Genomic DNA, 25102 nt, shown 5'->3' on the forward strand with positions numbered 1-25102 from the left:
CTGGGTGGCCATCACCGTATTCATCGCCGACGACCAGGCTATGGTCCGGCAGGGCTTCGGAGCCCTGCTCGCCTCACAGCCCGACATCAGTGTCATCGGTGACGCTCCGGACGGGGCCGTGGCGGTGAGCGAGGTCCGCCGGCTGCGACCCGACGTGGTCCTGATGGACGTCCGCATGCCGGAGATGAACGGACTCGACGCGGCCCGCGTCATCCTGTCGGCCGGTTTCGATCCGCCGGTGCGCGTGCTCATGCTCACCACGTTCGACGTCGACGACTACGTGTACGAGGCGCTGAGCATCGGGGCCAGCGGCTTCATGCTCAAGGACGCGCCCGCGGAGGAACTCATCCGTGCCGTGCGGGTGGTCGCGGACGGCGAGGCGCTTCTCGCGCCGACCGTCACCCGGCGTCTCATCGCCGACGTGACCAGCCGCCGCAGCACGGCGCGCCGCAAACCGGCCGCGCTGTCGGCGCTGACGCCCCGCGAACGCGAGGTGCTCGAACTCATCGCCCGCGGCATGTCCAACACCGAGATCGCGGAGCGCCTGTTCGTCGCCGAGCAGACCGTCAAGACGCACGTCGGCAAGGTGCTGTCCAAACTGGATCTGCGCGACCGCGCACAGGCAGTGGTCCTGGCGTACGAGAGCGGTCTCGTCACACCCGGCTGAGCGAACCGGCCGGTCCGAGGTGCTCGAACACGGTTCGAGCGGCAAGATGTGTAATGAGAACCACCATCACCACACGAGACGACGAGGGGTGCTTGGATGCGGATCGGAATGCTCACCGGAGGCGGAGACTGCCCCGGACTGAATGCGGTGATCAGGGCGGTGGTTCGGACCGCCGCCGGCCGATACGGCAGCTCGGTGGTGGGATTCCGTGACGGCTGGCGCGGCCTGCTCGAGGATCGCAAGGTGGTGCTGTCCAACGACGACCGGATCGATCGAATCCTCACCCGGGGCGGCACCATCCTCGGCACCGCGCGGGTCAACCCCGACAAGTTGAAGGCCGGCCTCGATCAGATCCGGCAGACTCTCGACGACAACGGGATCGACGCGCTCATCCCGATCGGCGGGGAGGGCACACTCACCGCCGCGAGCTGGCTCGCCGAGAGTGGGGTGCCCGTGATCGGGGTTCCGAAGACGATCGACAACGACATCGACTGCACCGACGTGACGTTCGGTTTCGACACCGCTCTGTCCATCGCGACCGATGCGATCGACCGCCTGCACACCACCGCCGAATCCCACCAGCGGGTGATGCTCGTCGAGGTGATGGGCCGGCACGCGGGCTGGATCGCGTTGCACTCCGGGCTCGCGACCGGTGCGCATCTCACTCTCGTTCCCGAGGTTCCGTTCGACGTCGGCGAAGTCTGCTCCCTCGTGAAGAAGCGATTCCAGCGCGGCGATTCGCATTTCATCTGCGTCGTCGCCGAGGGCGCCACTCCGACCCCGGAGTCGATGAGTCTGCGCGAGGGCGGCATCGACGAGTTCGGTCACAAACGCTTCACCGGCGTCGCGCAGCAGCTCGGCGACGAGATCGTCCGCCGCATCGGCAAGGAAGTGCGGACGACGGTACTCGGGCACGTGCAGCGGGGCGGAACCCCGACGCCGTACGACCGGGTGCTCGCCACCCGCTTCGGGGTGCACGCCACCGACGCCGTCCACCGCGGCGACTTCGGCAACATGGTGGCCCTGCACGGCACGTCGATCGACCTCGTGCCCCTGCAGGAGGCGACCCGGCGCCTCAAGACGGTGCCGAGGGAGCGGTACGACGAGGCGGCCGCATTTTTCGGCTGACCGCGTTTTCCGGCGAACCGCCGGACGCATAAACTCTGTGGCATGACTGCTGTCGACACTCCGGACCTCCTCGACTACGACGAAGTGCTCGCCAAGTACGAGCCTGTTCTCGGCATGGAGGTGCACGTAGAGCTCGGCACCAACACGAAGATGTTCTGCCCGTGCCCCACCGAGTTCGGCGCCGAGCCGAACACGCAGGTCTGCCCGGTGTGCCTCGGTCTGCCCGGCTCGTTGCCCGTCGTGAACGAGGCGGCGGTCGAGTCCGCGATCCGGATCGGACTCGCACTGAACTGTTCCATCACGCCGTGGGGCCGGTTCGCACGGAAGAACTACTTCTACCCGGATCAGCCGAAGAACTACCAGATCTCCCAGTACGACGAGCCGATTGCCACCGACGGCTACCTCGACGTCATCCTCGACGACGGCACCACGTGGCGCGTGGAGATCGAGCGCGCGCACATGGAAGAGGACACCGGAAAGTCGCTGCACGTCGGCGGCGCGACCGGGCGCATCCACGGTGCCAGCCACTCGCTGCTCGACTACAACCGCGCCGGCGTCCCGCTGGTCGAGATCGTCACCAAGACCATCAGCGGCGCCGGTGCCCGCGCCCCCGAGGTGGCCCGCGCGTACGTCACCGCCCTGCGCGACCTGCTGAAGTCGCTGAACGTGTCCGACGTCCGTATGGACCAGGGTTCGATGCGCTGCGACGCCAACGCGTCCCTCATGCCGATCGGGGCGACCGAACTCGGTACCCGCACCGAGACGAAGAACGTCAACTCCCTCAAAAGCGTCGAGGTGGCGGTCCGGTACGAGATGCGCCGCCAGGCCGCGGTGCTGGAGGCCGGCGGTGAGGTGATCCAGGAGACCCGGCACTTCCAGGAGGCCGACGGGACGACGTCGCCGGGCCGCCGCAAGGAGACCGCCGAGGACTACCGCTACTTCCCGGAGCCCGATCTCGAGCCGGTCGCGCCCAGCGCGGAATGGGTCGAGGAACTGCGTGGCACCCTGCCGGAGCTGCCGTGGGTCCGCCGCGGCCGGATCCAGGCCGACTGGGGTGTCTCGGACGAGGTCATGCGTGACCTCGTCAACGCGGGCGCCCTCGACCTCGTCATCGCCACAGTCGAGGCCGGCGCCTCCCCGGAGGCCGCACGGTCCTGGTGGGTGTCGTACCTGGCGCAGCAGGCGAACACCCGCGGGGTGGAACTCGCCGAGCTGCCGATCACGCCGGCTCAGGTCGCGCAGGTGGTCGCGCTGATCGACAGCGGGAAGCTCAACAACAAGGTGGCCCGCCAGGTGGTCGACCACGTCCTCGAGGGTGAGGGCGACCCCGAGCAGGTCGTCGCGAACCACCCCGAGCTGGTCGTCGAACGCGACGACACGAAGCTGAAGGCGGCCGTCGACGAGGCTCTGGCCGCGAACCCCGACATCGCCGAGAAGATTCGCGGCGGCAAGGTCGCGGCCGCGGGCAAGATCGTCGGCGACGTGATGAAGGCCACCCGTGGTCAGGCCGACCCGGCCCGCGTCAAGGAACTGGTCATCGAGGCCTGCGGCTGAGCCCCCTTCTGCACCAACGGGACGCTCGTTCGGATCAACCGAACGAGCGTCCCGTTCGTTTCGACGGGGGCGGGCCGTCAGTCGAATCCGCCGCCACCGGAGGGCAGGGGCATCTTGATCACGCGGTCGTCGTTGGGTCCGGGCTGACCGCCGGTCTTGTTGACGGTGCTCACCCAGATGAGACCGTCGGGTCCGAGTGCGGCGCCGCCGAGTTGGCCGTACCGGTCCTGGACGATGACACCGGGGGCTGTGGTCACGGCTCCCGTGCCGGGGTCGGCAGCGAGTGCGGACATGGCCTTCGCGGTGCTCAGTGACACCGCCACGACGTCACCGGCGGCGACGCAGCCGCCGACGCCGGGCCGCTCCGGCCACGTCCACACCGGAGACGACACCGCCCCGTCGGCGCTGACCCGCAACAGCCGATCCTCCAACGGGGTGCGGTCGGTGACCCACACGGCCACACCCGGGTCGACGCACACCCCTCCCGCGGTCCCGATGCCCGACAACACCACCTGAGGGCGGGGCTGCGCCGGTGCCGGTGCGGGCGAGAGGGCGGTGACCTTCAGCAGTTTCCCGGCGAGGGACGCCGGATCGGCAGCCGCGGCGACATTGCCCGCATTGCCGGTCAGGACCATCAGTTCGTCGCCGGAGAATTCGAGCGACCCCGCATTGCCCGCGTCGCCGCGTGGAATCCCGCCGAGAACCTCCTTCGCGGAGTCTCCCGGTGCGATCCGCACCACCCGGTTGTCGGTCGGGGTCGTGACGTAGGCGTAGATGAGGTTGTCCTCGACGAAACTCGGCGACAGCGCGATGTCGAGTAGTCCGCCGTCGGTGGTGCCGTCGACGTCGACGTGCGCGATCTCCTTGGGGGTCTGCCCCTGGGCGACCTGCAGGATGCGTCCGGTCCGCCGCTCCGCGACCAGGGCGGTGGCCCCGTCGGGGAGGACGACGAGTCCGCCGGTGGTGTCGAGGCAGGTGGCGATGACGCTGGGGTCCGGATCCTGGCACGGTCCCAGCGGCCCGCTCGGCGGTGGGGTGGTGGTCGTGGACGGCGGCGGGTTCTCCGGTTCCACCTCGGCGCCCGATGCACCCGTCGGCTCGGGTGTGAAGGGTGAGGACGCGGAGTCGTCGAATTTCGCGCACCCGGCGGCGAGGACCGCCGTGACGCACAATGCGGACATCGCCATCTTGCGGGACGCCGTACGGCGCCGCCCACCCACCATCATGATGGAGACGTTACGGAAGAGTGCGAGGTCGCCGCCACGCCGGTTCCGCCTACCAGCGATGTCCGGCCGGTCGACCTAGGCTTGACGGTGTGACTGACATGCGGAAAGACCCCAGCGAGTCGTCGGACCAGGGTGCTGTGGACCAGGGCGCCTCCCCCGGCTACGGCAAGGTCTCGAGCCCTTACGACCTTCCCACCGAGCGCTTCCAGTCGGCCACGCCGACGTCCGGTTCCGCGGGGCAGGGTCTCCCGCACACCGACGACGAACTCGACTACGGCGATGCGCGCGGCGCGGGCCTTCCCACCGAGCAGATCCCCGCGTACCGGCAGGCGGGGGCGTCCGGCATGCCGGACCAGCCGACACAGGTGATCAGCGCGGGTTCCGGCGCGTCCCTCGGTGCCACGGCGGGTGATCCGTCGATCGACCGGATCGGCGAAGGCGACGTGAAGATCGGCCGCGGCACCCTGGACCTCGGCCTCCTGGCCCTGCGACTCGCGGTCGGCGGTACGGCACTCGTGCACGGTCTGCAGAAGCTGACGGGGATGTGGAACGGTCCGGGACTCGACGGGTTCGAGGAGGTGCTGGTGAACTCGGGGTTCCAGCAGGCGAAACTGCTTGCGATCCTGGGCGCCATCGGTGAGGTCGCGGGTGGTGCGCTGCTGATCCTCGGTCTCGTCACCCCGCTCGCTGCAGCCTCGGTGCTGGCCGTGATGATCAATGCGTGGGCGTTCCGGCAGATCGCGGAACCGGGGCTCGAGTACTTCGCGCCTGCAGGCACCGAATACGAGACGCTGCTGGGTGTGTGCGCCGGCGTGATCATTCTCACCGGGCCGGGACGTATCTCGCTCGACGGCCGACGGGGCTGGGCGACACGCCCGTTCATCGGGTCCTTCGCGGCACTGATCCTTGGCGTTGCCGCCGGTGTCTGCGTGTGGATCTTCCTGAACGGCGCCAACCCCCTCATCTGAACGTCTCGTATATCCACGACTGCGCCGCACCCCCGGATCGGGAGTGCGGCGCAGTCGTTTTCGTTCGAAATCAGCGCTGGACGAGTTCCGGGATGGTCTCCTCCTCGGGCGGGCCGGCCTGTGCGGCGAGCTTCTGTCCGAGGACCGACTTGCGGCGGCCGTAGGCGAGGTACACGACGACGCCGATGGCCATCCACACGAGGAATCGGATCCAGGTCTCGACCGAGAGGTTCAGCATCAGCCAGCCGCAGGCCAGGACGGCGAGGATGGGGACCAGCGGGACCAGCGGAACGCGGAATCCGCGGGGCAGATCGGGGCGCGTGCGGCGGAGGATGATGACGCCGATGCAGACGAGCACGAACGCGAAGAGGGTGCCGATGTTCACCATCTCCTCGAGCGTGCCCATCGGGAAGAAGGCGGCGAGGAGTGCCACGACGGCGCCGACGAACAGCGTGATGCGGACCGGGGTGCCGTTCTTGCCGGTCTTGGCGAGACTGCGCGGGACGAGTCCGTCGCGGGACATGGCGAACAGGACGCGGGTCTGGCCGAGCATCATCACCATCACGACGGTGGTGAGGCCGGCGAGTCCGCCGAAGTTGATGGCGGTCTGAGCCCAGGTGATGCCGTGTGCCTCGAAGGCGGTGGCGAGGGTGGCGCTGCTGTCGCCGACGAGCGGGCTGCCGGTCTTGAGGTCGGTGTATTTCACCATGCCGGTGATCACGAGGGTGACGGCGACGTAGAGCACGGTGACGATGGCCAGCGAGCCGAGAATGCCGCGGGGGAGCGCCTTCTGCGGGTTCTTGGTCTCTTCGGCGGTGGTGGCTACGACGTCGAATCCGATGAAGGCGAAGAAGACGAGGCTTGCGGCGGCGAGCAGGCCGTACCAGCCGTAGCTGCTGCCGTCGGCTCCGGAGAGGAAGGAGAAGAGGGTCTGGTGCACACCGTGCGCGGCGCTCTCGTTGCCCTCGGCGGGCGGGATGTAGGGGGCGTAGTTCTCCTTCTTGATGTAGAAGACGCCCACGGCGATGACGAGGAGGACGACGGCGATCTTGATGGCCGTGATGACGGCGGACACGCGCGAGGACACCTTGGTCCCGATGGCGAGCACGATCGTGATGCCGCCGACGATGATGAGCGAGCCCCAGTCGAAGTCGATGGGACCGAGGTGGGCGGTGGTGGATCCGCTGAACCCGAGGACGTTACCCAGATACAGCGACCAGCCCTTGGAGACGACGGCCGCCGCGAGGGCGAATTCGAGGATGAGGTCCCAGCCGATGATCCAGGCGACGAACTCGCCGAAGGTGGCGTAGGAGAACGTGTACGCACTGCCCGCGACGGGGACGGTGGAGGCGAACTCGGCGTAGCAGAGGGCGGCCAGGCCGCACGCGATGGCGGCGAGGACGAAGGCGAGCGAGATGGACGGCCCGGCGACGTTGCCTGCAGTCCGGGCGGTGAGCGTGAAGATGCCGGCGCCGATCACGACGGCGACACCGAAGACGGTGAGGTCCTTCGCGGTGAGTTCCCTCCGCAGCCGGGTGTCGGGTTCGTCGGTGTCCGCTATCGATTGCTCAACGGATTTCGTTCGCCAAATGCCGACTCCTGGCATGTGTCGCTCCTAGGTTGTGTTCCCGATGGCCTCGTGGGCCGGAGATGTTCCGGTGGTGCTGCCGGTTGTGATGTAGGTCTCAACGGCCAACTGAGGGAACCACTACTGAGCGCCGTGTGCAAGAAGCGCGGTCTCAACTAATCAAATCGATCAGTAGAACCTGTTCTGGGGTGTTGCCGTTTGAGCGAGTTGATCACCCGTGAGCGCGGTCACATTCGAGGCGGAATCCGTGGGCGCACCGACGACGGAAGCCGGGTGCCGCGGCAGGAAGCTCCTGCTGCGGCACCCGGCTTCGTGTTGCTCGGTGCGCCCGGTGCGGGTGCGTCAGGGGACCTGACGGACCGCGCCCTTGTCGGCGGACGTGGCCAGCGCGGCGTACGCGCGCAGGGCTGTGGTGACGGTGCGTTCGCGGTTCACCGGCTGCCACGGACGCTCGGACGAGTCCATCTTCGCCCGGCGCTCGGCGAGCACCGCGTCGTCGACGAGGAGCTTCAGCGTGCGGGTCGCGATGTCGATGAGGATCTGGTCGCCGTCCTCCACCAGGCCGATGGCGCCGCCACTGGCGGCCTCGGGGGAGATGTGGCCGATGGACAGTCCCGAGGAACCGCCGGAGAAGCGGCCGTCGGTGATCAGCGCGCACTTCTTCCCGAGGCCGGAGCCCTTGAGGAATGCGGTGGGGTGCAGCATCTCCTGCATGCCCGGGCCGCCTGCGGGACCCTCGTAGCGCACGACAAGGACCTCACCGGGCTGGATCTTCTTGCCTAGGATCACCGACACCGCCTCTTCCTGCGACTCCACGACGCGCGCGGGTCCCTGGAAGTGGAACAGGTCTTCGTCGATGCCCGCCGTCTTGATGACCGCGCCGTCGAGGGCGATGTTGCCGCGCAGCACGGCCAGGCCGCCCTCGACCGTGTGCTTGTGCTCGAAGTCGCGGATGCAGCCGTTGGCGGCGTCCGTGTCGAGCGACGACCAGCGGTTGTTCGTCGAGAACGGCTCGGTGGTGCGGACACCGCCGGGCGCGGCGTGGAAGAGTTCGACGGCTTCGTCGGATGCCTTGCCGGACCGGATGTCCCACGTGTCGAGCCACTCGTCGAAGCTCTCCGTGTGCACGGTCGAGACGTCGCTCTCGAGCAGTCCGGCCCGGCGGAGTTCGCCGAGGATGGCGGGGATTCCGCCCGCCCGGTGCACGTCCTCCATGTGGTAGTCCGAGTTGGGCGAGACCTTCGACAGGCACGGCACCTTGCGGCTGATCTCGTCGATCTTGTCGAGATCGAAGTCGTAGACCTCACCCTCCTGCGCGGCCGCGAGCGTGTGCAGCACCGTGTTCGTGGAACCGCCCATCGCGACGTCCAGCGCCATCGCGTTGCGGAACGCGGCAGGCGTCGCGATGTTGCGGGGGAGGACGGAGTCGTCCTCGTCCCGGTAGTACCGCAGCGCGGCTTCGACGACGGTTGTTCCCGCGCGGGTGAACAGCGCGCGACGGGCCTCGTGGGTGGCCAGCGTGGAACCGTTGCCCGGCAACGCCAGACCGAGCGCCTCGGTGAGGCAGTTCATGGAGTTCGCGGTGAACATGCCCGAGCACGACCCGCACGTCGGGCAGGCGCTGCGCTCGACCTCGGACAGTCCTTCCTCGTCGACCTCGTCGTTGGCGCTCGCCGAGATCGCCGTGATGAGGTCGGTCGGTGCCTGGGCGACACCGTTCACCACCACCGCCTTGCCGGCCTCCATGGGACCGCCGGACACGAACACGGTCGGGACGTTCAAACGCAGTGCCGCATTGAGCATTCCGGGGGTGATCTTGTCGCAGTTGGAGATGCACACCAGTGCGTCGGCGGTGTGCGCGTTGACCATGTACTCGACGGAGTCGGCGATGATTTCGCGGCTGGGAAGGGAGTACAGCATCCCGCCGTGACCCATCGCGATGCCGTCGTCGACAGCAATCGTGTGGAACTCGCGAGGTACACCACCGGCGGCGCGGACGGCGTCGGCGACGATGTCGCCGACGTTCTTCAGGTGGACGTGCCCGGGAACGAACTGCGTGTACGAGTTCGCGATCGCGACGATCGGCTTCCCGAAGTCGGAGTCGGTCATTCCGGTGGCGCGCCACAGTGCGCGGGCGCCTGCGGCATTTCGTCCTGCGGTGGTGGTTCGGGACCTCAGCGGGGGCATGAGCGTATTCCTTAGTCAGCGTACGGAAGTACTGACAAACGCTACTCGCGCACTATTCCCCGTCTGTGTCCGGCCGGTTCTTCACCGGCTGTTCGCCGTTCGACTCGGCGCCGGCGTGGTGTGCCGCTTCGTCCGCCGCGGCGGCTGCCGCGTAGGGGTCGGTGATGCGGCCGCCGCTGGCGTCGGCGATCTCGGGGAGCCGATCGAACGTGACGACGGGAAGGGTCACCTCGCCCCCGTCGGTCAGCGTCGCCCGGGCCCAGCCGCGCTTGGGGAAGCGGAATCCCGTGATCTCGGACCATGCCAGCGACCGGCCGCCGAACAGCCTGCGCACCTCGAGTCCTTCGGACGTGACCGTGGTGCGCACCCGCGCGACCCAGGCCACCGCGACGATCGGGGCGATCACGAGCCAGCCGAAGGCGGCGGGCCAGCCGAAGATGGGGAACGACACGGCGAACAGGAGGAAGGCGCATCCCAGGTAGGCCAGGGGAGAAATCCGGATGACCTGCTTGGGTGGGTTCGTCGTGTGGGATGATGATTCTGGTGGCACGGGCTGCTGCGGAGTTGACACCTCTACATCTTCGCACCGCAGCCGATGTATCTCATATTCTGGGACGGCCGACTCACCAAGTTGACTGTTCACTATTAGCGCGCCTACCGTCGAGCGCGTGAAACAGAATGAGTTGCTCGTAATCGGCCGGCGCGTCGTCGCCTGAGTCGATTCCTTCAACTCGCCAGATAACGACGCGCCACCCTCGTACAGCATCAGCTGACGGGGGTTTTTTGTTGCCCGGAGCCAGAATCAGAGGATTTCCCAGTGAGCGCACCAACCGCACGGCCTCAACCCACGCCGCGCAAGTCGGGGGCAGCAAGCCCGACGACCGCGGCCGCCGCGACTCAGACCGGTAGCCGCCGCCAACTCGCCCCCGAGCGGGTCAGTGGCGCCCAGTCCGTGGTCCGAGCCCTCGAGGAGCTCGAGGTCGACACGGTATTCGGCATTCCGGGTGGTGCCGTTCTGCCTGTCTACGACCCGCTCTTCGACTCGACGAAGGTCCGGCACGTGCTCGTCCGTCACGAGCAGGGTGCAGGCCACGCCGCCACCGGGTACGCCCAGGCGACCGGCAAGGTCGGAGTCTGCATGGCGACGTCCGGTCCCGGTGCGACCAACCTCGTGACGCCGCTCGCCGACGCGCAGATGGACTCCGTTCCGGTCGTGGCCATCACCGGCCAGGTCGGCCGTGCGCTCATCGGCACGGACGCGTTCCAGGAAGCCGACATTTCCGGCATCACGATGCCGATCACCAAGCACAACTTCCTCATCACCGACGGCGTCGACATCCCCCGGATCATCGCGGAGGCCTTCTACCTCGCCTCCAGCGGGCGTCCCGGCGCGGTGCTCGTCGACATCCCGAAGGACGTTCTCCAGGCGCAGACCACGTTCTCGTGGCCGCCGGAGATGCGGCTGCCCGGATACCGTCCCGTCACCAAGCCGCACGGCAAGCAGGTCCGCGAGGCGGCCCGCCTGATCGCCGACGCGAAGCACCCGGTGCTGTACATCGGTGGTGGCGTCATCAAGTCGGAATCGTCTCCGGAACTGCTCGAACTGGCCGAGCTCACCGGCATTCCCGTGGTCACCACCCTCATGGCGCGCGGCGCGTTCCCGGACAGTCACACGCTGAACTGCGGCATGCCCGGCATGCACGGCACGGTCGCGGCGGTGGCGGCACTGCAGCGCAGCGACCTGCTGATCACGCTCGGCGCACGCTTCGACGACCGCGTCACCGGTCAGCTCGATTCGTTCGCCCCCGATGCCAAGGTCATCCACGCCGACATCGATCCGGCGGAGATCGGCAAGAACCGGTACGCGGACGTCCCGATCGTGGGTGACTGCAAAGAGGTCATCGTCGAACTGATCGAGGCGATCAAGGCCGACCTGGCCACCGGAACCACGCTGGACCTCACCGAGTGGTGGGCGTACCTCGACGGAATCCGTCGCACGTACCCGCTCAGCTACGACCGTCCGTCCGACGGCGCGCTGTCCCCGGAGTACGTGATCCAGGCGGTCGGCAAGCTTGCCGGTCCCGACGCGATCTACTGCGCCGGCGTCGGACAGCACCAGATGTGGGCCGCGCAGTTCGTCAACTACGAGAAGCCGCGCACCTGGCTGAACTCCGGCGGTCTCGGCACGATGGGATACGCCGTGCCCGCCGCGATGGGCGCCAAGATGGGCATGCCCGACACCGAGGTGTGGGCCATCGACGGTGACGGCTGCTTCCAGATGACCAATCAGGAACTCGCCACCTGCGCGCTCGAGGGCATCCCGATCAAGGTTGCGCTCATCAACAACGGAAACCTCGGCATGGTGCGCCAGTGGCAGACGCTGTTCTACGACCAGCGCTACTCCAACACCAACCTCGGCACGCACGGTGCGATTCGCATCCCCGACTTCGTCAAGCTCGCGGAGGCGTTGGGCTGCCACGGCATTCGCGTCGAGCGCGAAGAGGACGTCGAGGCGGCGATCCGTGAGGCGCAGGCCATCAACGACAAGCCGGTGGTGATCGACTTCATCGTCGGTGCCGACGCCCAGGTGTGGCCGATGGTCGCAGCGGGCACGAGCAACGACGAGATCATGGCGGCACGGGGCATCCGTCCGCTGTTCGACGACGACGAAGCGGCTGCCGAGCCGGCCGTCATTCACGAAGCCATGGAGCGCGAGCAGCGTTCGGGCACGGCCGCAGCGGCCGGGGAGGAAGATCAGTGAGCACCAGCCACACCCTCAGTGTTCTCGTCGAGGACAAGCCGGGCGTGCTGGCCAGGGTGGCCGCGCTGTTCTCCCGTCGTGGGTTCAACATCGAGTCGCTCGCCGTCGGTGGTACCGAGCTTCCCGAGATCTCACGCATGACCATCGTCGTGACCGTCGACGAGTTCCCGCTCGAGCAGGTGACCAAGCAGCTCAACAAGCTCATCAACGTCATCAAGATCGTCGAGCAGGACGGTGAGGCCTCCGTCGCCCGCGAGCTGGTGCTCATCAAGGTGCGAGCCGACGCCAGCGTGCGCACGCAGGTGATCGAGACCGTGAATCTGTTCCGCGCCAAGGTGATCGACGTCTCCCCGGAGTCGGTCACGATCGAGGCGACTGGAACGCGATCCAAGCTGGATGCACTGCTACGGATGCTCGATCCGTACGGTATCCGGGAGATCGTGCAGTCCGGGGTCGTGGCCGTGGGACGGGGGCCGAAGTCCATCACGGCCACTCGCTAGTACTTTAGATACGCAAATCCAAGAAAGAGGTTGAACTGTGGCAGTCGAGATGTTCTACGACGACGATGCCGATCTGTCGATCATCCAGGGCCGTAAGGTCGCTGTGATCGGTTACGGAAGCCAGGGCCACGCGCACTCGCTGAGCCTGCGCGACTCGGGCGTCGATGTGCGTATCGGCCTCAAGGAAGGCTCGAAGTCCCGCGCGAAGGCCGAGGAGCAGGGCCTGACCGTCGGTACCCCCGCCGAGGTCTCCGAGTGGGCCGACGTGATCATGGTGCTCGCACCCGACACCGCGCAGGCGTCGATCTTCACCAATGACATCGAGCCCAACCTGAAGGACGGCGACGCGCTGTTCTTCGGACACGGCCTCAACATCCACTTCGACCTGATCAAGGCTCCGGAGTTCGTCACCGTCGGCATGGTCGCCCCCAAGGGTCCCGGCCACCTGGTGCGTCGTCAGTTCGTCGACGGCAAGGGTGTTCCCGCGCTCATCGCGATCGACCAGGACCCCAAGGGTGAGGGCCAGGCTCTCGCGCTGTCCTACGCCAAGGGCATCGGCGGCACCCGCGCCGGCGTCATCAAGACCACGTTCAAGGAAGAGACCGAGACGGACCTCTTCGGCGAGCAGGCCGTGCTCTGCGGCGGCACCGAGGAACTGGTCAAGACCGGTTTCGAGGTCATGGTCGAGGCCGGCTACGCGCCCGAGATGGCGTACTTCGAGGTGCTGCACGAGCTCAAGCTCATCGTCGACCTCATGTACGAGGGTGGCATCGCCCGCATGAACTACTCGGTGTCCGACACCGCGGAGTTCGGTGGCTACCTCTCCGGCCCGCGCGTCATCGACGCCGGCACCAAGGAGCGCATGAAGGCGATCCTGGCCGACATCCAGTCGGGTGAGTTCACCCGCCGCCTCGTCGCCAACGTCGAGAACGGCAACACCGAGCTCGAGGGCCTGCGCAAGGCGAACGCCGAGCACCCCATCGAGGTCACCGGCAAGAAGCTGCGCGACCTGATGAGCTGGGTCGACCGCCCGATCACCGAAACCGCCTAGGTTTCACTGATTTACAGTTCCACCGAACCACCGGCCCGATGTCGCATCGGTCTCGTCAGAGGCCCCCGATGTGACATCGGGCCGGTGTTGTTTCGTGTCCGATTCCGTTGTTACAGGCGTCCACTATGTGGTATCGCAGACCGGGATGCGGTTTTCCTGTGAGGGCGGACTAAGCTGTGTGTGGTTAAAACACCCCCACACCCACCTATTCAGGGAGTTTGCACGTGAGCCAGCCAGGCCGTCCTGTAGTTCTGATCGCCGACAAGCTCGCGCCGTCCACCGTCGAGGCATTGGGCGACGGTGTGGAGGTGCGATGGGTCGACGGACCTGATCGCCCGGCCCTGCTCGCGGCGGTGCCCGAGGCCGACGCGATCCTCGTCCGTTCCGCCACCACCGTGGACGCCGAGGTTCTGGCGGCCGGTACCAAGCTCAAGATCGTCGCCCGTGCCGGTGTCGGCCTCGACAATGTCGACGTGCCCGCCGCCACCGAGCGTGGTGTCATGGTCGTCAACGCCCCGACGTCCAACATCCACACGGCCGCCGAGCACGCCGTCGCGCTGATGCTCGCCACCGCCCGCCAGATCCCCGCGGCCGACGCCACCCTGCGTGACCGCGAATGGAAGCGCAGCAAGTTCAACGGTGTCGAGATCTTCGGCAAGACCGTCGGCGTCGTCGGCCTCGGCCGCATCGGCCAGCTGTTCGCGCAGCGTCTCGCCGCGTTCGAGACGCACGTCATCGCGTACGACCCCTACGTGTCGGCTGCCCGTGCCGCGCAGCTCGGCATCGAGCTCGTCACCCTCGACGAACTTCTCGAGCGCGCCGATCTCATCTCCGTGCACCTCCCCAAGACTCCCGAGACCAAGGGACTGCTCGGCACGGAGAACCTGGCGAAGACCAAGAAGGGCGTCGTCATCGTCAACGCTGCCCGTGGCGGCCTGATCGACGAGGCAGCGCTGGCCGAGGCCATCAAGTCGGGTCACGTGCGCGCCGCGGGCCTGGATGTGTTCGAAACCGAGCCCTGCACCGACAGCCCGTTGTTCGACCTGCCCGAGGTTGTCGTGACGCCGCACCTCGGTGCCTCCACGACCGAGGCTCAGGACCGCGCCGGAACCGACGTCGCGAAGTCCGTACTGCTAGCTCTCGCAGGCGATTTCGTTCCCGACGCCGTGAACGTGTCCGGTGGCGCCGTGGGCGAGGAAGTTGCCCCGTGGCTCGAGATCGTCCGCAAGCAGGGTGTGCTCATCGGCGCCCTGTCGGGTGAACTGCCCGTCAACCTTTCCGTCGACGTGCGCGGCGAGCTCGCCTCCGAGGACGTCGAGGTGCTCGCGCTCTCGGCTCTGCGCGGTGTGTTCTCCGCCGTCATCGAGGACGCGGTCACGTTCGTCAACGCCCCCGCACTCGCGGAGGAGCGCGGCGTCACGGCGGAGGTCACCAAGGCCGCCGAAAGCCCCAACCACCGCAGCGTCGTGGACCTGCGCGCCGTGTTCGGCGACGGCAACGTCATCAACGTCTCGGGCACGCTGACCGGACCGCAGCAGGTCGAGAAGATCGTCAACATCAACGGCCGCAACTTCGAATTGCGCGCCGAGGGTCTCAACCTGGTGGTCAACTACACCGATCAGCCCGGCGCGCTGGGCAAGATCGGTACGCAGCTCGGCAACGCAGGCATCGACATCCAGGCTGCCCAGCTCAGCCAGGACGCCGAGGGCGAGGGTGCGACCATCCTCCTCCGCGTCGACCGGGAGGTGCCGAGCGAGGTGCGGGACGCGATCTCCACCGCCGTCGGCGCCACCAAGATCGAGCTCGTCAACCTGGCTTAATCCCCACTGTGCGCGTGTCGCGACCTCCGTTGTCGTGGCGCGCGCACAGCTCTATGTGAAGTGAGGCGTTCATGAAGCTTGCGGTCATTCCGGGTGACGGCATCGGTGTCGAGGTCACTGCCGAGGCGCTGAAGGTGCTGCGGAAGCTCGTACCCGATCTCGAGACCACCGAGTACGACCTCGGTGCCCGTCGATACAACGCCACCGGGGAGCTGCTCCCGGACGCCGATCTCGCGGCGATCCGCGAGCACGACGCGATCCTGCTGGGCGCCATCGGCGACCCGTCGGTCACGCCAGGCGTGCTCGAGCGGGGTCTGCTGCTGAACATGCGATTCGCGTTGGATCATCACGTGAATCTGCGTCCGTCGCAGCTCTATCCGGGATCGAAGTCGCCGCTCGCGGCGCAGCCGGACATCGACTTCGTGGTCGTGCGCGAGGGCACCGAGGGTCCGTACACCGGCAACGGTGGCGCGATCCGCGTCGGCACCCCGCACGAGATCGCGACCGAGGTGTCGATCAACACGTGGTTCGGTGCCGAGCGGGTGGTGCGCTACGCGTTCGCGCTCGCGCAGACCCGGCGTAAGCACGTCACCCTGATCCACAAGACGAACGTCCTCTCCAACGCCGGTGCGATCTGGACGCGTGCCGTGGAGACGGTGTCCGCCGAATACCCGGACGTAGAGACGGCGTACTGCCACATCGACGCGGCCACCATCTACATGGTCACCGACCCGTCCCGCTTCGACGTGATCGTCACCGACAACCTGTTCGGCGACATCATCACCGACCTCGCGGGTGCGGTCACGGGAGGCATAGGACTGGCGGCGTCGGGAAACATCGACGCGTCGGGGACCAACCCGTCGATGTTCGAACCGGTGCACGGCAGCGCCCCGGACATCGCCGGCCAGGGGATCGCGGATCCCACGGCGGCCATTCTGTCGGCGGCGCTGCTGCTGCGTCACCTCGGCCGGGACGGCGATGCCGCGCGCATCGAGTCTGCCGTCGAGGCGGATCTGGCGTCCCGTGGTGACTCGAAGGTCGTCACGTCGGAGGTCGGCGACCGGATCGCCGCCGCCCTCTAGGATCGCGATTCGATCTTGTCTCCCTCGATCCCCGTGGACCGGTCTTCGGACCGGGCCACGGGGATCAGTGATATCGAGGCGGCCGGAAACCCTGCGGCTATGGCGAAAGTCACCGGGAAGCCGACGATTCCGATCAATGCGCCGAACACTGGGGGAACGATCGAGGCTGCGACGAACTGACCGGTGTTCTGGACACCGAGTGCGCGTCCGCCCCAGAACGGACCGGCGAGCTCGGCGACGGCGGTGAAGGCGAGGCCGTTCGGTGCCACCGTCGCGACGGACGCCGCCAGCAGCGCCACGATCGCCAGCGGCGAGTCCATCGCATCCGTCACGGCGAGCGCCGCCATCGACACCCCGCCGGCGACGGCGACCCAGCGAAGCGGACGCATGCGACTGCCGACCACGTCGGACCAGAAACCGACTCCCATCCGGCCGAACGCGCCGAGGATCTGGGCGACTGTCACGATCAGGCCTGCCGCCGTTGCTTCCCAATGCCTTTCGGAGATCAGCCACACGAGCGCGTACGTCCACACCGTGTACTGGGGCACGACGAGCAGCACCGAGACGGCGTGGATGCGCCACAGGATCCCGCTGTCGCGATACGGATTCGCGAGCATGCCGAGATCCGCCGCGGCACTTCGGCTCGGCCTGGGCGGATCGACCACCCAGAGTGCACAGGCCAGCGCGGCAGCCGCGCACAGGGCGGCGGGCAGCGCGAGCGCCCATCCGATGCCGTGGTCGTGTGCGACCGAGGGGAGCGTCAGCGCAGCGCAGGCAATGCCCAGCGGCAGCGACATCTGCCGGATGCCCATCGCCAGTCCGCGCCGCTCCGGCGGGAACCATCCGACGACGACACGCCCGCTCGCGGCATTCGCCGAGGCCGCCGCCATGCCGCCGAGCAGCAGGAAGGCTGCGGTGGCCGTGAGTGATCCGGACAGGGCCGCGCCCATTCCCGCGGCCGCCGTGGACGCCATTCCGGCGGCCAGCACTCGGCGTTCGCCGTAGCGGTCGGCCAGGGCACCCCACGCGATCAGCGTCAGCATGACCCCGAGGGTGGGTGCGGCGACGAGGAGTCCGGTGCGGGCGAGGCTGAGCCCGTGATTCTCCTGGAGTTCGGGGATCAGGAAGGCGACGCCGTTCACGAAGACCGCCTGTGCGGCCTGGGCGAACATCCCGAGTGCGAGCATCCACCATCTGCGGGCGGTTCCGACGGCGGACGGCGTGTCGATCGATGCTGTCATGTCATCTCAATATCTAGGATTGAAGTCTCATATATTGGCGAACATGCGGAGTCTATACCCCGCGTCCCCCGGCGTCCCGGTACGGCGGTGAACCCGGGCCGATAGACTCGGCGCCATGCGTCTTGGTCGAGTGGCAAGTCCCGATGGTGTTGCGTTCGTCAGTATCGAGGGGGACGGGGAGTCCCGGATCGCGAAGGAGATCGCCGAGCACCCGTTCGGCAGTCCCACTTTCACCGGCCGGAGCTGGCCGCTCGCCGATGTGCGACTGCTGGCACCGATCCTCGCCAGCAAGGTCGTGGCGATCGGAAAGAACTACGCCGCCCACGCCGCCGAGATGGGGGGAGTGGCGCCGGCCGATCCTGTGATCTTCCTCAAGCCCAACACCTCGATCGTGGGCCCCGACGCCGCAATCGTCCTGCCGAAGTCCTCCAATGAAGTTCATTACGAAGGAGAACTCGCCGTCGTCATCGGACGCCCCTGCAAGGACGTCCCCGCAGCCAAGGCCCTCGACGTGGTGCTCGGTTACACGGCGGCCAACGACGTGTCGGCCCGTGACCACCAGCGCCACGACGGGCAGTGGACGCGAGCGAAGGGTCATGACACGTTCTGCCCACTGGGACCGTGGATCGAGACCCAGCTCGACGCCTCCGACGTCGACATCACCACCGAGGTGGACGGAGTGGTGAAGCAGCGGAGCAACACTTCGCTTCTCCTGCACGACATTCCGAAGATCATCGAATGGGTGTCGGCCGTCATGACGCTGCTCCCGGGCGACGTCATCCTCACGGGCACCCCGGAGGGCGTCGGTCCGATCGTCGACGGACAGAGCGTGAGCGTGACCATCGGTGGCATCGGCACCCTTACCAACCCGGTGACTGCCAAGCGCTGACGGCTCTCGTGTCGAAATCGGGAGCGGACTAGCCTGTAGGAGTCCGTTTTCCCAGCGTCGACCCAAGTGAGCCATGACCACAAGCGAAGTTCGCGTCCGTTTCTGCCCGTCGCCCACCGGAACCCCGCACGTGGGGCTCGTCCGAACCGCCCTGTTCAACTGGGCGTTCGCCCGTCACAACGGTGGGTCGTTCGTGTTCCGCATCGAGGACACCGATGCTGCCCGTGACAGCGAGGAGTCGTACCAGGCGATCCTGGACGCGCTGCGCTGGCTCGGATTGAACTGGGACGAGGGCCCGGAGGTCGGGGGACCGTACGAGCCCTACCGCCAGTCCCAGCGACGGGACCTGCATCTGGACGTCGTCGCGAAACTGCTCGCGGCGGGCGAGGCGTACGAGTCGTTCTCGACGCCCGAGGAGGTCGAGGAGCGGCACAAGGCGGCCGGCCGCGATCCCAAGCTCGGCTACGACAACTTCGATCGTGATCTGACGCCGGAGCAGCGGCAGGGGTTCCTCGACGAGGGCCGCAAGCCCGTCGTCCGGCTCCGGATGCCGGCCCACGACCTGACGTGGGACGACCTCGTGCGCGGCGAGACGACGTTCAAGGCCGGAACCGTTCCCGACTTCGCCCTCACCCGCGGCAACGGGATTCCGCTGTACACGTTGGTCAACCCCGTCGACGATGCGTTGATGAAGATCACGCACGTCCTGCGCGGCGAGGACCTGCTGTCGTCGACGCCGCGGCAGCTCGCCCTCTACGAGGCGATGCAGCGGATCGGCGTGGCCGATTTCACTCCGAAGTTCGGGCATCTGCCGTTCGTCATGGGGCAGGGCAACAAGAAACTGTCCAAGCGCGACCCCGAGTCGAACCTCTTCATCCATCGCGACCGCGGTTTCGTCCCCGAGGGATTGTTGAATTACCTGGCGCTGCTGGGCTGGGGTATTTCCGACGACCACGACGTGTTCTCGCTGGACGAGATGGTCGCCGCCTTCGATATCTCCAAGGTCAATTCCAATCCGGCCCGGTTCGACCAGAAAAAGGCCGACGCGATCAACGCCGAACACATCCGGCTGCTCGAGCCCGCTGATTTCGCCGCGCGCCTGCGCGGGTTCCTGACACTCCACGGCCATCTCGGGGAGACCGTGGACGAGTCCGTCTTCGCGACCGCTGCCGAACTGGTTCAGACGCGCATCGTTGTCTTGTCCGACGCCTGGGATCTGCTGAAGTTCCTGTTCGTCGACGAGGCCGACTTCGCGATCGATCCTGCCGCCGCTGCCAAGAACCTGGGCGCCGACTCCGCACCGGTTCTCGAGGCCGCCCTCGCGTCGCTGGACGCAGTCGCGGTGTGGGACGCGGCCTCACTGGAAGAGGCCCTCAAGACCGCTCTCGTGGACGAACTGGGCCTCAAGCCACGTAAGGCGTTCGCTCCGGTGCGGGTGGCCGTCACGGGCTCGCACATCAGCCCGCCGCTCTACGAATCGATGGAACTGCTCGGCCGCGACGTTTCGCTGTCCCGGCTGCGCACGGCGCGGGCCGGCATCGTCGGCTAGAACGCCGCTCTCGGGCCGAAAAGGGTGCAAAAACAGCCTCTGACCATACGATTTGGTAAATCCCGGCAGTAGGCTGGTAATCTCTTCTTCGGCCCGAGGCGGGCCGCAGAGCCCAGAAGCTCAGCGGTTCGAGAACGGCCATTGGGGTATGGTGTAATTGGCAACACAGCGGTTTCTGGTACCGCCATTCTAGGTTCGAGTCCTGGTACCCCAGCGGAAGTTCGGCCGATTTTGACTCCGAACTTCTGGAAGCTATGCTTGCTGAGCTTCCAAAGCAAGACAAAGTTCCTGGCCCCGTCGTCTAGCGGCCTAGGACGCCGCCCTCTCAAGGCGGTAGCGCGGGTTCGAATCCCGTCGGGGCTACAAATAAGAAACACCCTCCAAGAAATTGGAGGGTGTTTCTTTTTACCCGGATGTGTCGTTTATCCGGTCTTGCGGCGGAATTCGCGTTTGTGGTCGGCAGGCCCGTGGGCCTCGTGCGCCTTGGAATGTCCGTCCTTGTGATCGGCGGACAGCCCGGCCTGATGATTCTTCCGCTCGAGTGCTTCGCGGAATTTCTTTTTCGTGTCCTCGTTACTGGCGTCGGTCATGGTGAACTCCCTCGGGTAGTCGGTTCACTCTGTGAAGCTACGCCGCGGGCACCGAGAATGCTTCCGTTTTTTCTGCCCGCGATCAGGCGCGGCGGTCGGCCGTCTCCAGGAACGCGGCCGTGGTCCCGCCCACCGGCATCGCGGGCAGGCCGAGTTTGGCGTGATCCCAGCTTCTGATGCGCTCGGGAACGATCCGCACGACCACCCGCTTGTACAGCAGCTGGTCGATGGCGGGACGCAGATCGTCGGTGTAGGGCCCGGTGTACCGTTCCCACACGCTGACTCCGACCGCGAACATCGCGTCCGGGGCCTCCACGATCTCCGCCCGGCCCTCGATGGAAATTCCGCGCAGGGTGTCGTACGTCTGGCCGTCCTCGATCAGAACGGTGACCCGGTCGTCGCGGCGCAGGTTGACCGCCTTCTGCGATTTCGACTTCGTCTCGAACCAGATCTCGCCGTCGATCACGGCGTACCACATGGCGACCAGATGAGGTCTGCCGTCCGCTGCCACCGTTGCGAGCGTGGCGATCCGGCTCCGGTCCACGAATTCGGCGATCTCCGAATCCGTCATCGTGATCTGCGATCGTTGGTTCTTCCCCATCGGCTTCTCCTGTCGCGGTGAACGTCGGTCGTGAATGGTCAGAGTCTCTTGTGCAACGCCTCCGCGGCGGCGAGAAGGTCGGCCGCCCACCGGGCGCCGGGGCGCCTGCCCATTCTGTCGATGGGTCCGGACACCGAAATCGCTGCGATGACAGCGCCGCCGGAATCCCGCACGGGTGCGGCGACGCTGGCGACACCGGGTTCACGCTCGGCGGCGCTCTGTGCCCAGCCGCGACGGCGGACCTCGAGCAGCACGCGTTCGCCGAACGCCGCGTCGGGAAGGACTGTGCGCTGGGTCTGCGGGTCGGCCCAGGCGAGAAGGACCTTGGCGCCCGAGCCGGCGCTCATCGGCAGTCGTGCCCCGACGAGAACGGTGTCGCGGAGGCCCGTGGGCGGCTCCATCGCCGCCACACAGATGCGCTGGGTGCCTTCCCTGCGGTACAGCTGCACGCTCTCACCGGTGATCTCGCGCAGTCGCGGAAGGACGAGCGCCGCCGCCGAGACGAGCGGATCGTTAGCCGTTGCAGCGAGTTCGGCGAGGCCGGGACCGGGGCACCACAGCCCGTCGGAGTCGCGGGTCAGCAGGCGGTGGACCTCGAGCCCGACGGCCAGCCGGTGGGCGGTGGCGCGGGGGAGTCCGGTGCGCGAGCACAGTTCGGTGAGGCTGCAGGGCTTCTCGGCCACGGCATGCAGCACGCCCACCGCTTTGTCAAGGACTCCGATGCCGCTATGCTGTCTCATAGGTCGATACCACGTTCTCGCATACTGGGATCATAGCGCACCTTCGTCTCACGTCGAGTGCGTGTCCGGGAAGAGGGTAACGACATCAAGCGCACTGCGGACCGGCCCGAAGCCCGCGGTGCGAGAAGACACACAGAGGTGGAGAAGATGGCGGAGAAAGCACGCACCCTGGCAGAGAAGGTGTGGGACGACCACGTCGTGGTCCGGGGTGAGGGAGACAACCCCGACCTCATCTACATCGATCTGCATCTCGTTCACGAAGTGACGAGTCCGCAGGCATTCGACGGACTTCGGCTGGCGGGGCGCCCACTGCGCCGGCCCGACTTGACGATCGCCACCGAGGACCACAACGTCCCCACCGTCGACATCGACAAGCCGATCGCCGACCCCGTTTCCAAGACCCAGGTGGACACGCTGCGGCGTAACTGTGAGGAATTCGGTGTCCGGCTGCACCCGATGGGGAACATCGACCAGGGCATCGTCCACGTCGTCGGCCCCCAGCTGGGTCTCACCCAGCCCGGCATGACCGTGGTGTGCGGCGACAGCCACACGTCCACCCACGGCGCCTTCGGCGCACTCGCGATGGGTATCGGCACCAGTGAGGTCGAACACGTCATGGCGACGCAGACGTTGTCGTTGCGTCCCTTCCGGACGATGGCGATCACCGTCGACGGCGAATTGCCCGAAGACGTGACGAGTAAAGATCTCATTTTGGCCGTCATCGCGAAGATCGGAACGGGCGGTGGCCAGGGCTACGTCCTGGAGTACCGCGGCGAGGCGATCCGGAAGATGTCGATGGAAGCGCGGATGACCATCTGCAACATGTCCATCGAGGCGGGTGCGCGGGCAGGCATGATCGCCCCCGACGAGATCACCTACGAATACATCAAGGGACGTTCCCACGCGCCGAAGGGCGCCGACTGGGACGCCGCGGTGGAGGCCTGGGAGCAGTTGAAGACCGAGGAGGGTGCGGTTTTCGACAACGAGGTCCACATCGACGCGAGCTCCCTGACGCCGTTCGTGACCTGGGGCACCAACCCGGGGCAGGGGCTGCCGCTCGGCGAGGCCGTTCCGAATCCGGCCGAGATCGTGGACGAGAGCGAACGCCAGGCCGCGGAGAAGGCGTTGACCTACATGGGTCTCGAAGCCGGAACTCCGTTGCGTGAGGTGGCGATCGACACAGTTTTCGTGGGTTCGTGCACCAACGGCCGGATCGAGGATCTGCGGGCCGTGGCCGACGTGTTGCGCGGCCGCCACGTCGCAGACGGGGTCCGGATGCTGATCGTGCCGGGTTCGATGCGCGTTCGCGCGCAGGCCGAAAAGGAGGGTCTCGGCGAGATCTTCACCGCCGCGGGCGCCGAATGGCGGCAGGCGGGGTGCTCGATGTGCCTCGGGATGAACCCGGATCAGCTCGCGCCCGGCGAGCGTTCGGCCTCCACGTCCAACCGCAATTTCGAAGGCCGTCAAGGCAAGGGCGGCCGGACTCACCTGGTTTCGCCGCTGGTCGCCGCCGCGACCGCAGTCCGGGGAACACTGTCCGCGCCGACAGATCTGGCCTAGGACCCAAGGAATTTAGGAGATTTTTCGATGGAATCCTTTAGCACACACAAAGGTATCGGCGTTCCGCTGCGGCGATCCAACGTGGACACGGACCAGATCATTCCGGCGGTGTACCTGAAACGAGTGACCCGCACCGGTTTCGAGGACGGTCTGTTCGCCGCGTGGCGGAACGATCCGGACTTCGTTCTGAACGTCGCTCCGTACGACAAGGGCAGCGTTCTGGTGGCCGGGCCCGATTTCGGCACGGGCTCCTCCCGGGAGCACGCCGTGTGGGCGCTATCCGACTTCGGATTTCGGGTCGTGATCGCGTCTCGCTTCGCCGACATCTTCCGGGGCAACGCCGGCAAGGCCGGTCTGCTGGCCGCTCAGGTGGCCCAGTCGGATGTCGAACTGCTCTGGAAGTTGCTCGACGAGCAACCCGGTCTCGAATTGATTGTCGACCTCGAGAACAAGACTGTGACGGCCGGAACCACCGTGGTGCCCTTTGCGATTGATGACTACACGCGGTGGCGTCTGATCGAGGGTCTGGATGACATCGGATTGACATTACGGCAGGTAGAAGCCATTTCCGAGTTTGAAAAGTCAAGGCCTTCTTGGAAACCTGCGACACTTCCGGAGCCCACTCCGGCCGACTGAAAGTCGGAATCGGAGCCCTGTCTCCCAGATAATAAGTTCCTGAGAATGGTGCCGCGTTGTATGAGAATTGGCGTGGCACATAGACTCCTGCGGTATTCAGGTTTACCGTAGTTCGTAGTCGGTCCGATGATGGACCATTAGTTCGCGGAGGAATTTCAATGAATAAGGCAGAGCTCATCGATGTTCTGACCGAGAAACTGGGCACCGACAGGCGCACGGCAACGGAAGCTGTCGAGCATGTCGTGGACACGATCGTCCGGGCAGTGCACCGCGGCGACAGCGTGACCATCACCGGTTTCGGTGTCTTCGAGCAGCGTCGTCGCGCGGCCCGTGTCGCACGTAACCCGCGCACGGGTGAGACCGTCAAGGTCAAGCCGACGTCGGTGCCGGCGTTCCGTCCGGGCGCTCAGTTCAAGGCGGTTATCGCTGGCGGCCAGAAGCTTCCGGCCACCGGTCCGGCAGTCAAGCGCGGCGCAGCGGCGCCCGCCACCAAGGCTGCCGCCAAGAAGGCTGCTGCAAAGAAGACGGCTGCCAAGAAGACCGCAGCCAAGAAGGCAGCTCCCGCCAAGACCGCGGCTGCCAAGAAGACTGCAGCCAAGAAGGTGGCTCCGGCCAAGACCGCGGCCGCGAAGAAGACCGTGGCGAAGAAGGTGGCTCCGGCCAAGACTGCAGCCAAGAAGACTGCAGCCAAGAAGGCTCCGGCCAAGACCACGGCCGCCAAGAAGACCGCAGCAAAGAAGGCTCCCGCGAAGCGCGCCAAGTAA

22 protein-coding genes and 2 tRNA genes are annotated in these 25102 nt (G+C 66.8%); 16 read left to right on the forward strand and 8 right to left on the reverse strand.

What is annotated here, in order from left to right:
* The first annotated feature begins 4 nt into the window (after positions 1 to 4).
* From ACFVJ3_RS00455 to gatB, 3 genes are all read left to right on the forward strand, one after another.
* Positions 5 to 667 carry a response regulator transcription factor gene (locus tag ACFVJ3_RS00455; protein WP_005240363.1) on the forward strand — a complete coding sequence of 221 codons (663 nt, stop codon included), beginning with the start codon at positions 5 to 7 and terminating at the stop codon, positions 665 to 667.
* Between the two features lie 96 nt (positions 668 to 763).
* Positions 764 to 1795, forward strand: a complete 1032-nt coding sequence (locus ACFVJ3_RS00460; protein WP_072937743.1) for an ATP-dependent 6-phosphofructokinase — start codon at positions 764 to 766, stop codon at positions 1793 to 1795.
* A gap of 42 nt (positions 1796 to 1837) precedes the next feature.
* Positions 1838 to 3349 (forward strand): Asp-tRNA(Asn)/Glu-tRNA(Gln) amidotransferase subunit GatB, encoded by a 1512-nt coding sequence (gatB, locus tag ACFVJ3_RS00465; protein ID WP_378450186.1) that lies wholly within the window; start codon positions 1838 to 1840, stop codon positions 3347 to 3349.
* A gap of 77 nt (positions 3350 to 3426) precedes the next feature.
* Here gatB and ACFVJ3_RS00470 read toward each other — a convergent pair whose 3' ends face one another.
* Positions 3427 to 4575, reverse strand: coding sequence for a PQQ-dependent sugar dehydrogenase (locus ACFVJ3_RS00470; protein WP_378450187.1), 1149 nt, complete (start codon positions 4573 to 4575; stop codon positions 3427 to 3429).
* A 98-nt stretch (positions 4576 to 4673) separates the two neighbouring features.
* Here ACFVJ3_RS00470 and ACFVJ3_RS00475 point away from each other — a divergent pair, with 98 nt between their 5' ends.
* Positions 4674 to 5543 carry a DoxX family protein gene (locus ACFVJ3_RS00475; RefSeq protein WP_378450396.1) on the forward strand — a complete coding sequence of 290 codons (870 nt, stop codon included), beginning with the start codon at positions 4674 to 4676 and terminating at the stop codon, positions 5541 to 5543.
* 70 nt (positions 5544 to 5613) lie between these two features.
* Here ACFVJ3_RS00475 and ACFVJ3_RS00480 read toward each other — a convergent pair whose 3' ends face one another.
* The 3 genes from ACFVJ3_RS00480 to ACFVJ3_RS00490 form a co-directional block, all read right to left on the reverse strand.
* Complete coding sequence (locus tag ACFVJ3_RS00480) at positions 5614 to 7149, reverse strand: amino acid permease (RefSeq protein ID WP_378450188.1); 1536 nt, start codon at positions 7147 to 7149, stop codon at positions 5614 to 5616.
* A gap of 324 nt (positions 7150 to 7473) precedes the next feature.
* Positions 7474 to 9318 carry a dihydroxy-acid dehydratase gene (ilvD, locus tag ACFVJ3_RS00485; protein WP_378450189.1) on the reverse strand — a complete coding sequence of 615 codons (1845 nt, stop codon included), beginning with the start codon at positions 9316 to 9318 and terminating at the stop codon, positions 7474 to 7476.
* Between the two features lie 52 nt (positions 9319 to 9370).
* Positions 9371 to 9868 carry a PH domain-containing protein gene (locus tag ACFVJ3_RS00490; RefSeq protein ID WP_378450397.1) on the reverse strand — a complete coding sequence of 166 codons (498 nt, stop codon included), beginning with the start codon at positions 9866 to 9868 and terminating at the stop codon, positions 9371 to 9373.
* A gap of 267 nt (positions 9869 to 10135) precedes the next feature.
* Here ACFVJ3_RS00490 and ACFVJ3_RS00495 point away from each other — a divergent pair, with 267 nt between their 5' ends.
* The 5 genes from ACFVJ3_RS00495 to ACFVJ3_RS00515 all read left to right on the forward strand — a co-directional run bounded on the left by ACFVJ3_RS00495 (position 10136) and on the right by ACFVJ3_RS00515 (position 16532).
* Positions 10136 to 12079 (forward strand): acetolactate synthase large subunit, encoded by a 1944-nt coding sequence (locus ACFVJ3_RS00495; protein ID WP_378450190.1) that lies wholly within the window; start codon positions 10136 to 10138, stop codon positions 12077 to 12079.
* A complete protein-coding gene (gene ilvN, locus ACFVJ3_RS00500; protein WP_005240383.1) occupies positions 12076 to 12579 on the forward strand; it encodes an acetolactate synthase small subunit in 504 nt (167 codons plus the stop codon). Before ACFVJ3_RS00495 ends, ilvN begins: the two co-directional genes overlap by 4 nt.
* A 49-nt stretch (positions 12580 to 12628) precedes the next feature.
* Positions 12629 to 13630: a ketol-acid reductoisomerase gene (gene ilvC, locus ACFVJ3_RS00505; protein WP_061700158.1), complete on the forward strand. Its 1002-nt coding sequence runs from the start codon at positions 12629 to 12631 to the stop codon at positions 13628 to 13630.
* Positions 13631 to 13854: 224 nt separating this feature from the next.
* Positions 13855 to 15450: a phosphoglycerate dehydrogenase gene (gene serA, locus ACFVJ3_RS00510; protein ID WP_378450191.1), complete on the forward strand. Its 1596-nt coding sequence runs from the start codon at positions 13855 to 13857 to the stop codon at positions 15448 to 15450.
* A 71-nt stretch (positions 15451 to 15521) separates the two neighbouring features.
* Positions 15522 to 16532 (forward strand): 3-isopropylmalate dehydrogenase, encoded by a 1011-nt coding sequence (locus ACFVJ3_RS00515; RefSeq protein ID WP_378450192.1) that lies wholly within the window; start codon positions 15522 to 15524, stop codon positions 16530 to 16532.
* Here ACFVJ3_RS00515 and ACFVJ3_RS00520 read toward each other — a convergent pair.
* Complete coding sequence (locus ACFVJ3_RS00520) at positions 16529 to 17773, reverse strand: MFS transporter (protein WP_378450193.1); 1245 nt, start codon at positions 17771 to 17773, stop codon at positions 16529 to 16531. The genes ACFVJ3_RS00515 and ACFVJ3_RS00520 overlap by 4 nt on opposite strands.
* A 115-nt stretch (positions 17774 to 17888) precedes the next feature.
* Here ACFVJ3_RS00520 and ACFVJ3_RS00525 point away from each other — a divergent pair, with 115 nt between their 5' ends.
* The 4 genes from ACFVJ3_RS00525 (at position 17889) to ACFVJ3_RS00540 (ending at position 20574) form a co-directional block, all read left to right on the forward strand.
* The gene (locus ACFVJ3_RS00525) at positions 17889 to 18662 is read left to right on the forward strand and encodes a fumarylacetoacetate hydrolase family protein (RefSeq protein WP_378450194.1); all 774 of its coding nucleotides are present in this window, start codon (positions 17889 to 17891) and stop codon (positions 18660 to 18662) included.
* Between the two features lie 73 nt (positions 18663 to 18735).
* Positions 18736 to 20211 carry a glutamate--tRNA ligase gene (gene gltX / locus ACFVJ3_RS00530; RefSeq protein ID WP_378450195.1) on the forward strand — a complete coding sequence of 492 codons (1476 nt, stop codon included), beginning with the start codon at positions 18736 to 18738 and terminating at the stop codon, positions 20209 to 20211.
* Positions 20212 to 20353: 142 nt separating this feature from the next.
* A tRNA-Gln gene (locus tag ACFVJ3_RS00535) sits at positions 20354 to 20425 on the forward strand.
* A 76-nt stretch (positions 20426 to 20501) separates the two neighbouring features.
* Positions 20502 to 20574 (forward strand) — tRNA-Glu (locus tag ACFVJ3_RS00540).
* 59 nt (positions 20575 to 20633) lie between these two features.
* On the opposite strand, the gene ACFVJ3_RS00545 is transcribed toward ACFVJ3_RS00540, so the two are convergent.
* The 3 genes from ACFVJ3_RS00545 to ACFVJ3_RS00555 form a co-directional block, all read right to left on the reverse strand.
* Positions 20634 to 20801 carry a DUF5302 domain-containing protein gene (locus tag ACFVJ3_RS00545; protein WP_378450196.1) on the reverse strand — a complete coding sequence of 56 codons (168 nt, stop codon included), beginning with the start codon at positions 20799 to 20801 and terminating at the stop codon, positions 20634 to 20636.
* Positions 20802 to 20883: 82 nt separating this feature from the next.
* Positions 20884 to 21402 carry a pyridoxamine 5'-phosphate oxidase family protein gene (locus ACFVJ3_RS00550; RefSeq protein WP_378450197.1) on the reverse strand — a complete coding sequence of 173 codons (519 nt, stop codon included), beginning with the start codon at positions 21400 to 21402 and terminating at the stop codon, positions 20884 to 20886.
* Between the two features lie 38 nt (positions 21403 to 21440).
* Positions 21441 to 22142, reverse strand: a complete 702-nt coding sequence (locus ACFVJ3_RS00555; RefSeq protein ID WP_378450198.1) for an IclR family transcriptional regulator — start codon at positions 22140 to 22142, stop codon at positions 21441 to 21443.
* A 138-nt stretch (positions 22143 to 22280) separates the two neighbouring features.
* On the opposite strand from ACFVJ3_RS00555, the gene leuC reads away from it, so the two are divergent.
* The 3 genes from leuC to ACFVJ3_RS00570 all read left to right on the forward strand — a co-directional run bounded on the left by leuC (position 22281) and on the right by ACFVJ3_RS00570 (position 25102).
* The gene (gene leuC / locus ACFVJ3_RS00560; RefSeq protein WP_378450199.1) at positions 22281 to 23702 is read left to right on the forward strand and encodes a 3-isopropylmalate dehydratase large subunit; all 1422 of its coding nucleotides are present in this window, start codon (positions 22281 to 22283) and stop codon (positions 23700 to 23702) included.
* Positions 23703 to 23729: 27 nt separating this feature from the next.
* Positions 23730 to 24338, forward strand: coding sequence for a 3-isopropylmalate dehydratase small subunit (leuD, locus tag ACFVJ3_RS00565; protein WP_037245463.1), 609 nt, complete (start codon positions 23730 to 23732; stop codon positions 24336 to 24338).
* Between the two features lie 158 nt (positions 24339 to 24496).
* Entirely contained in the window at positions 24497 to 25102 is a 606-nt protein-coding gene (locus ACFVJ3_RS00570; protein WP_378450200.1) for an HU family DNA-binding protein, read from the forward strand.

Origin of the sequence: Rhodococcus sp. NPDC127593 (assembly GCF_042671975.1) — a bacterium.
Taxonomy (GTDB): domain Bacteria; phylum Actinomycetota; class Actinomycetes; order Mycobacteriales; family Mycobacteriaceae; genus Rhodococcus_F.

Coding starts and splice junctions, on each gene's coding strand:
- ilvD (WP_378450189.1), bottom strand. CDS start 9,318: ATGCCCCCGCTGAGGTCCCGAACCACCACCGCAGGACGAAATGCCGCA.
- leuD (WP_037245463.1), top strand. CDS start 23,730: ATGGAATCCTTTAGCACACACAAAGGTATCGGCGTTCCGCTGCGGCGA.
- ACFVJ3_RS00470 (WP_378450187.1), bottom strand. CDS start 4,575: ATGATGGTGGGTGGGCGGCGCCGTACGGCGTCCCGCAAGATGGCGATG.
- ACFVJ3_RS00545 (WP_378450196.1), bottom strand. CDS start 20,801: ATGACCGACGCCAGTAACGAGGACACGAAAAAGAAATTCCGCGAAGCA.
- ACFVJ3_RS00525 (WP_378450194.1), top strand. CDS start 17,889: ATGCGTCTTGGTCGAGTGGCAAGTCCCGATGGTGTTGCGTTCGTCAGT.
- ACFVJ3_RS00555 (WP_378450198.1), bottom strand. CDS start 22,142: ATGAGACAGCATAGCGGCATCGGAGTCCTTGACAAAGCGGTGGGCGTG.
- gltX (WP_378450195.1), top strand. CDS start 18,736: ATGACCACAAGCGAAGTTCGCGTCCGTTTCTGCCCGTCGCCCACCGGA.
- ilvC (WP_061700158.1), top strand. CDS start 12,629: ATGTTCTACGACGACGATGCCGATCTGTCGATCATCCAGGGCCGTAAG.
- ACFVJ3_RS00520 (WP_378450193.1), bottom strand. CDS start 17,773: ATGACAGCATCGATCGACACGCCGTCCGCCGTCGGAACCGCCCGCAGA.
- ACFVJ3_RS00480 (WP_378450188.1), bottom strand. CDS start 7,149: ATGCCAGGAGTCGGCATTTGGCGAACGAAATCCGTTGAGCAATCGATA.
- ACFVJ3_RS00515 (WP_378450192.1), top strand. CDS start 15,522: ATGAAGCTTGCGGTCATTCCGGGTGACGGCATCGGTGTCGAGGTCACT.
- ACFVJ3_RS00460 (WP_072937743.1), top strand. CDS start 764: ATGCGGATCGGAATGCTCACCGGAGGCGGAGACTGCCCCGGACTGAAT.
- ACFVJ3_RS00550 (WP_378450197.1), bottom strand. CDS start 21,402: ATGGGGAAGAACCAACGATCGCAGATCACGATGACGGATTCGGAGATC.
- gatB (WP_378450186.1), top strand. CDS start 1,838: ATGACTGCTGTCGACACTCCGGACCTCCTCGACTACGACGAAGTGCTC.
- ACFVJ3_RS00475 (WP_378450396.1), top strand. CDS start 4,674: ATGCGGAAAGACCCCAGCGAGTCGTCGGACCAGGGTGCTGTGGACCAG.
- ACFVJ3_RS00570 (WP_378450200.1), top strand. CDS start 24,497: ATGAATAAGGCAGAGCTCATCGATGTTCTGACCGAGAAACTGGGCACC.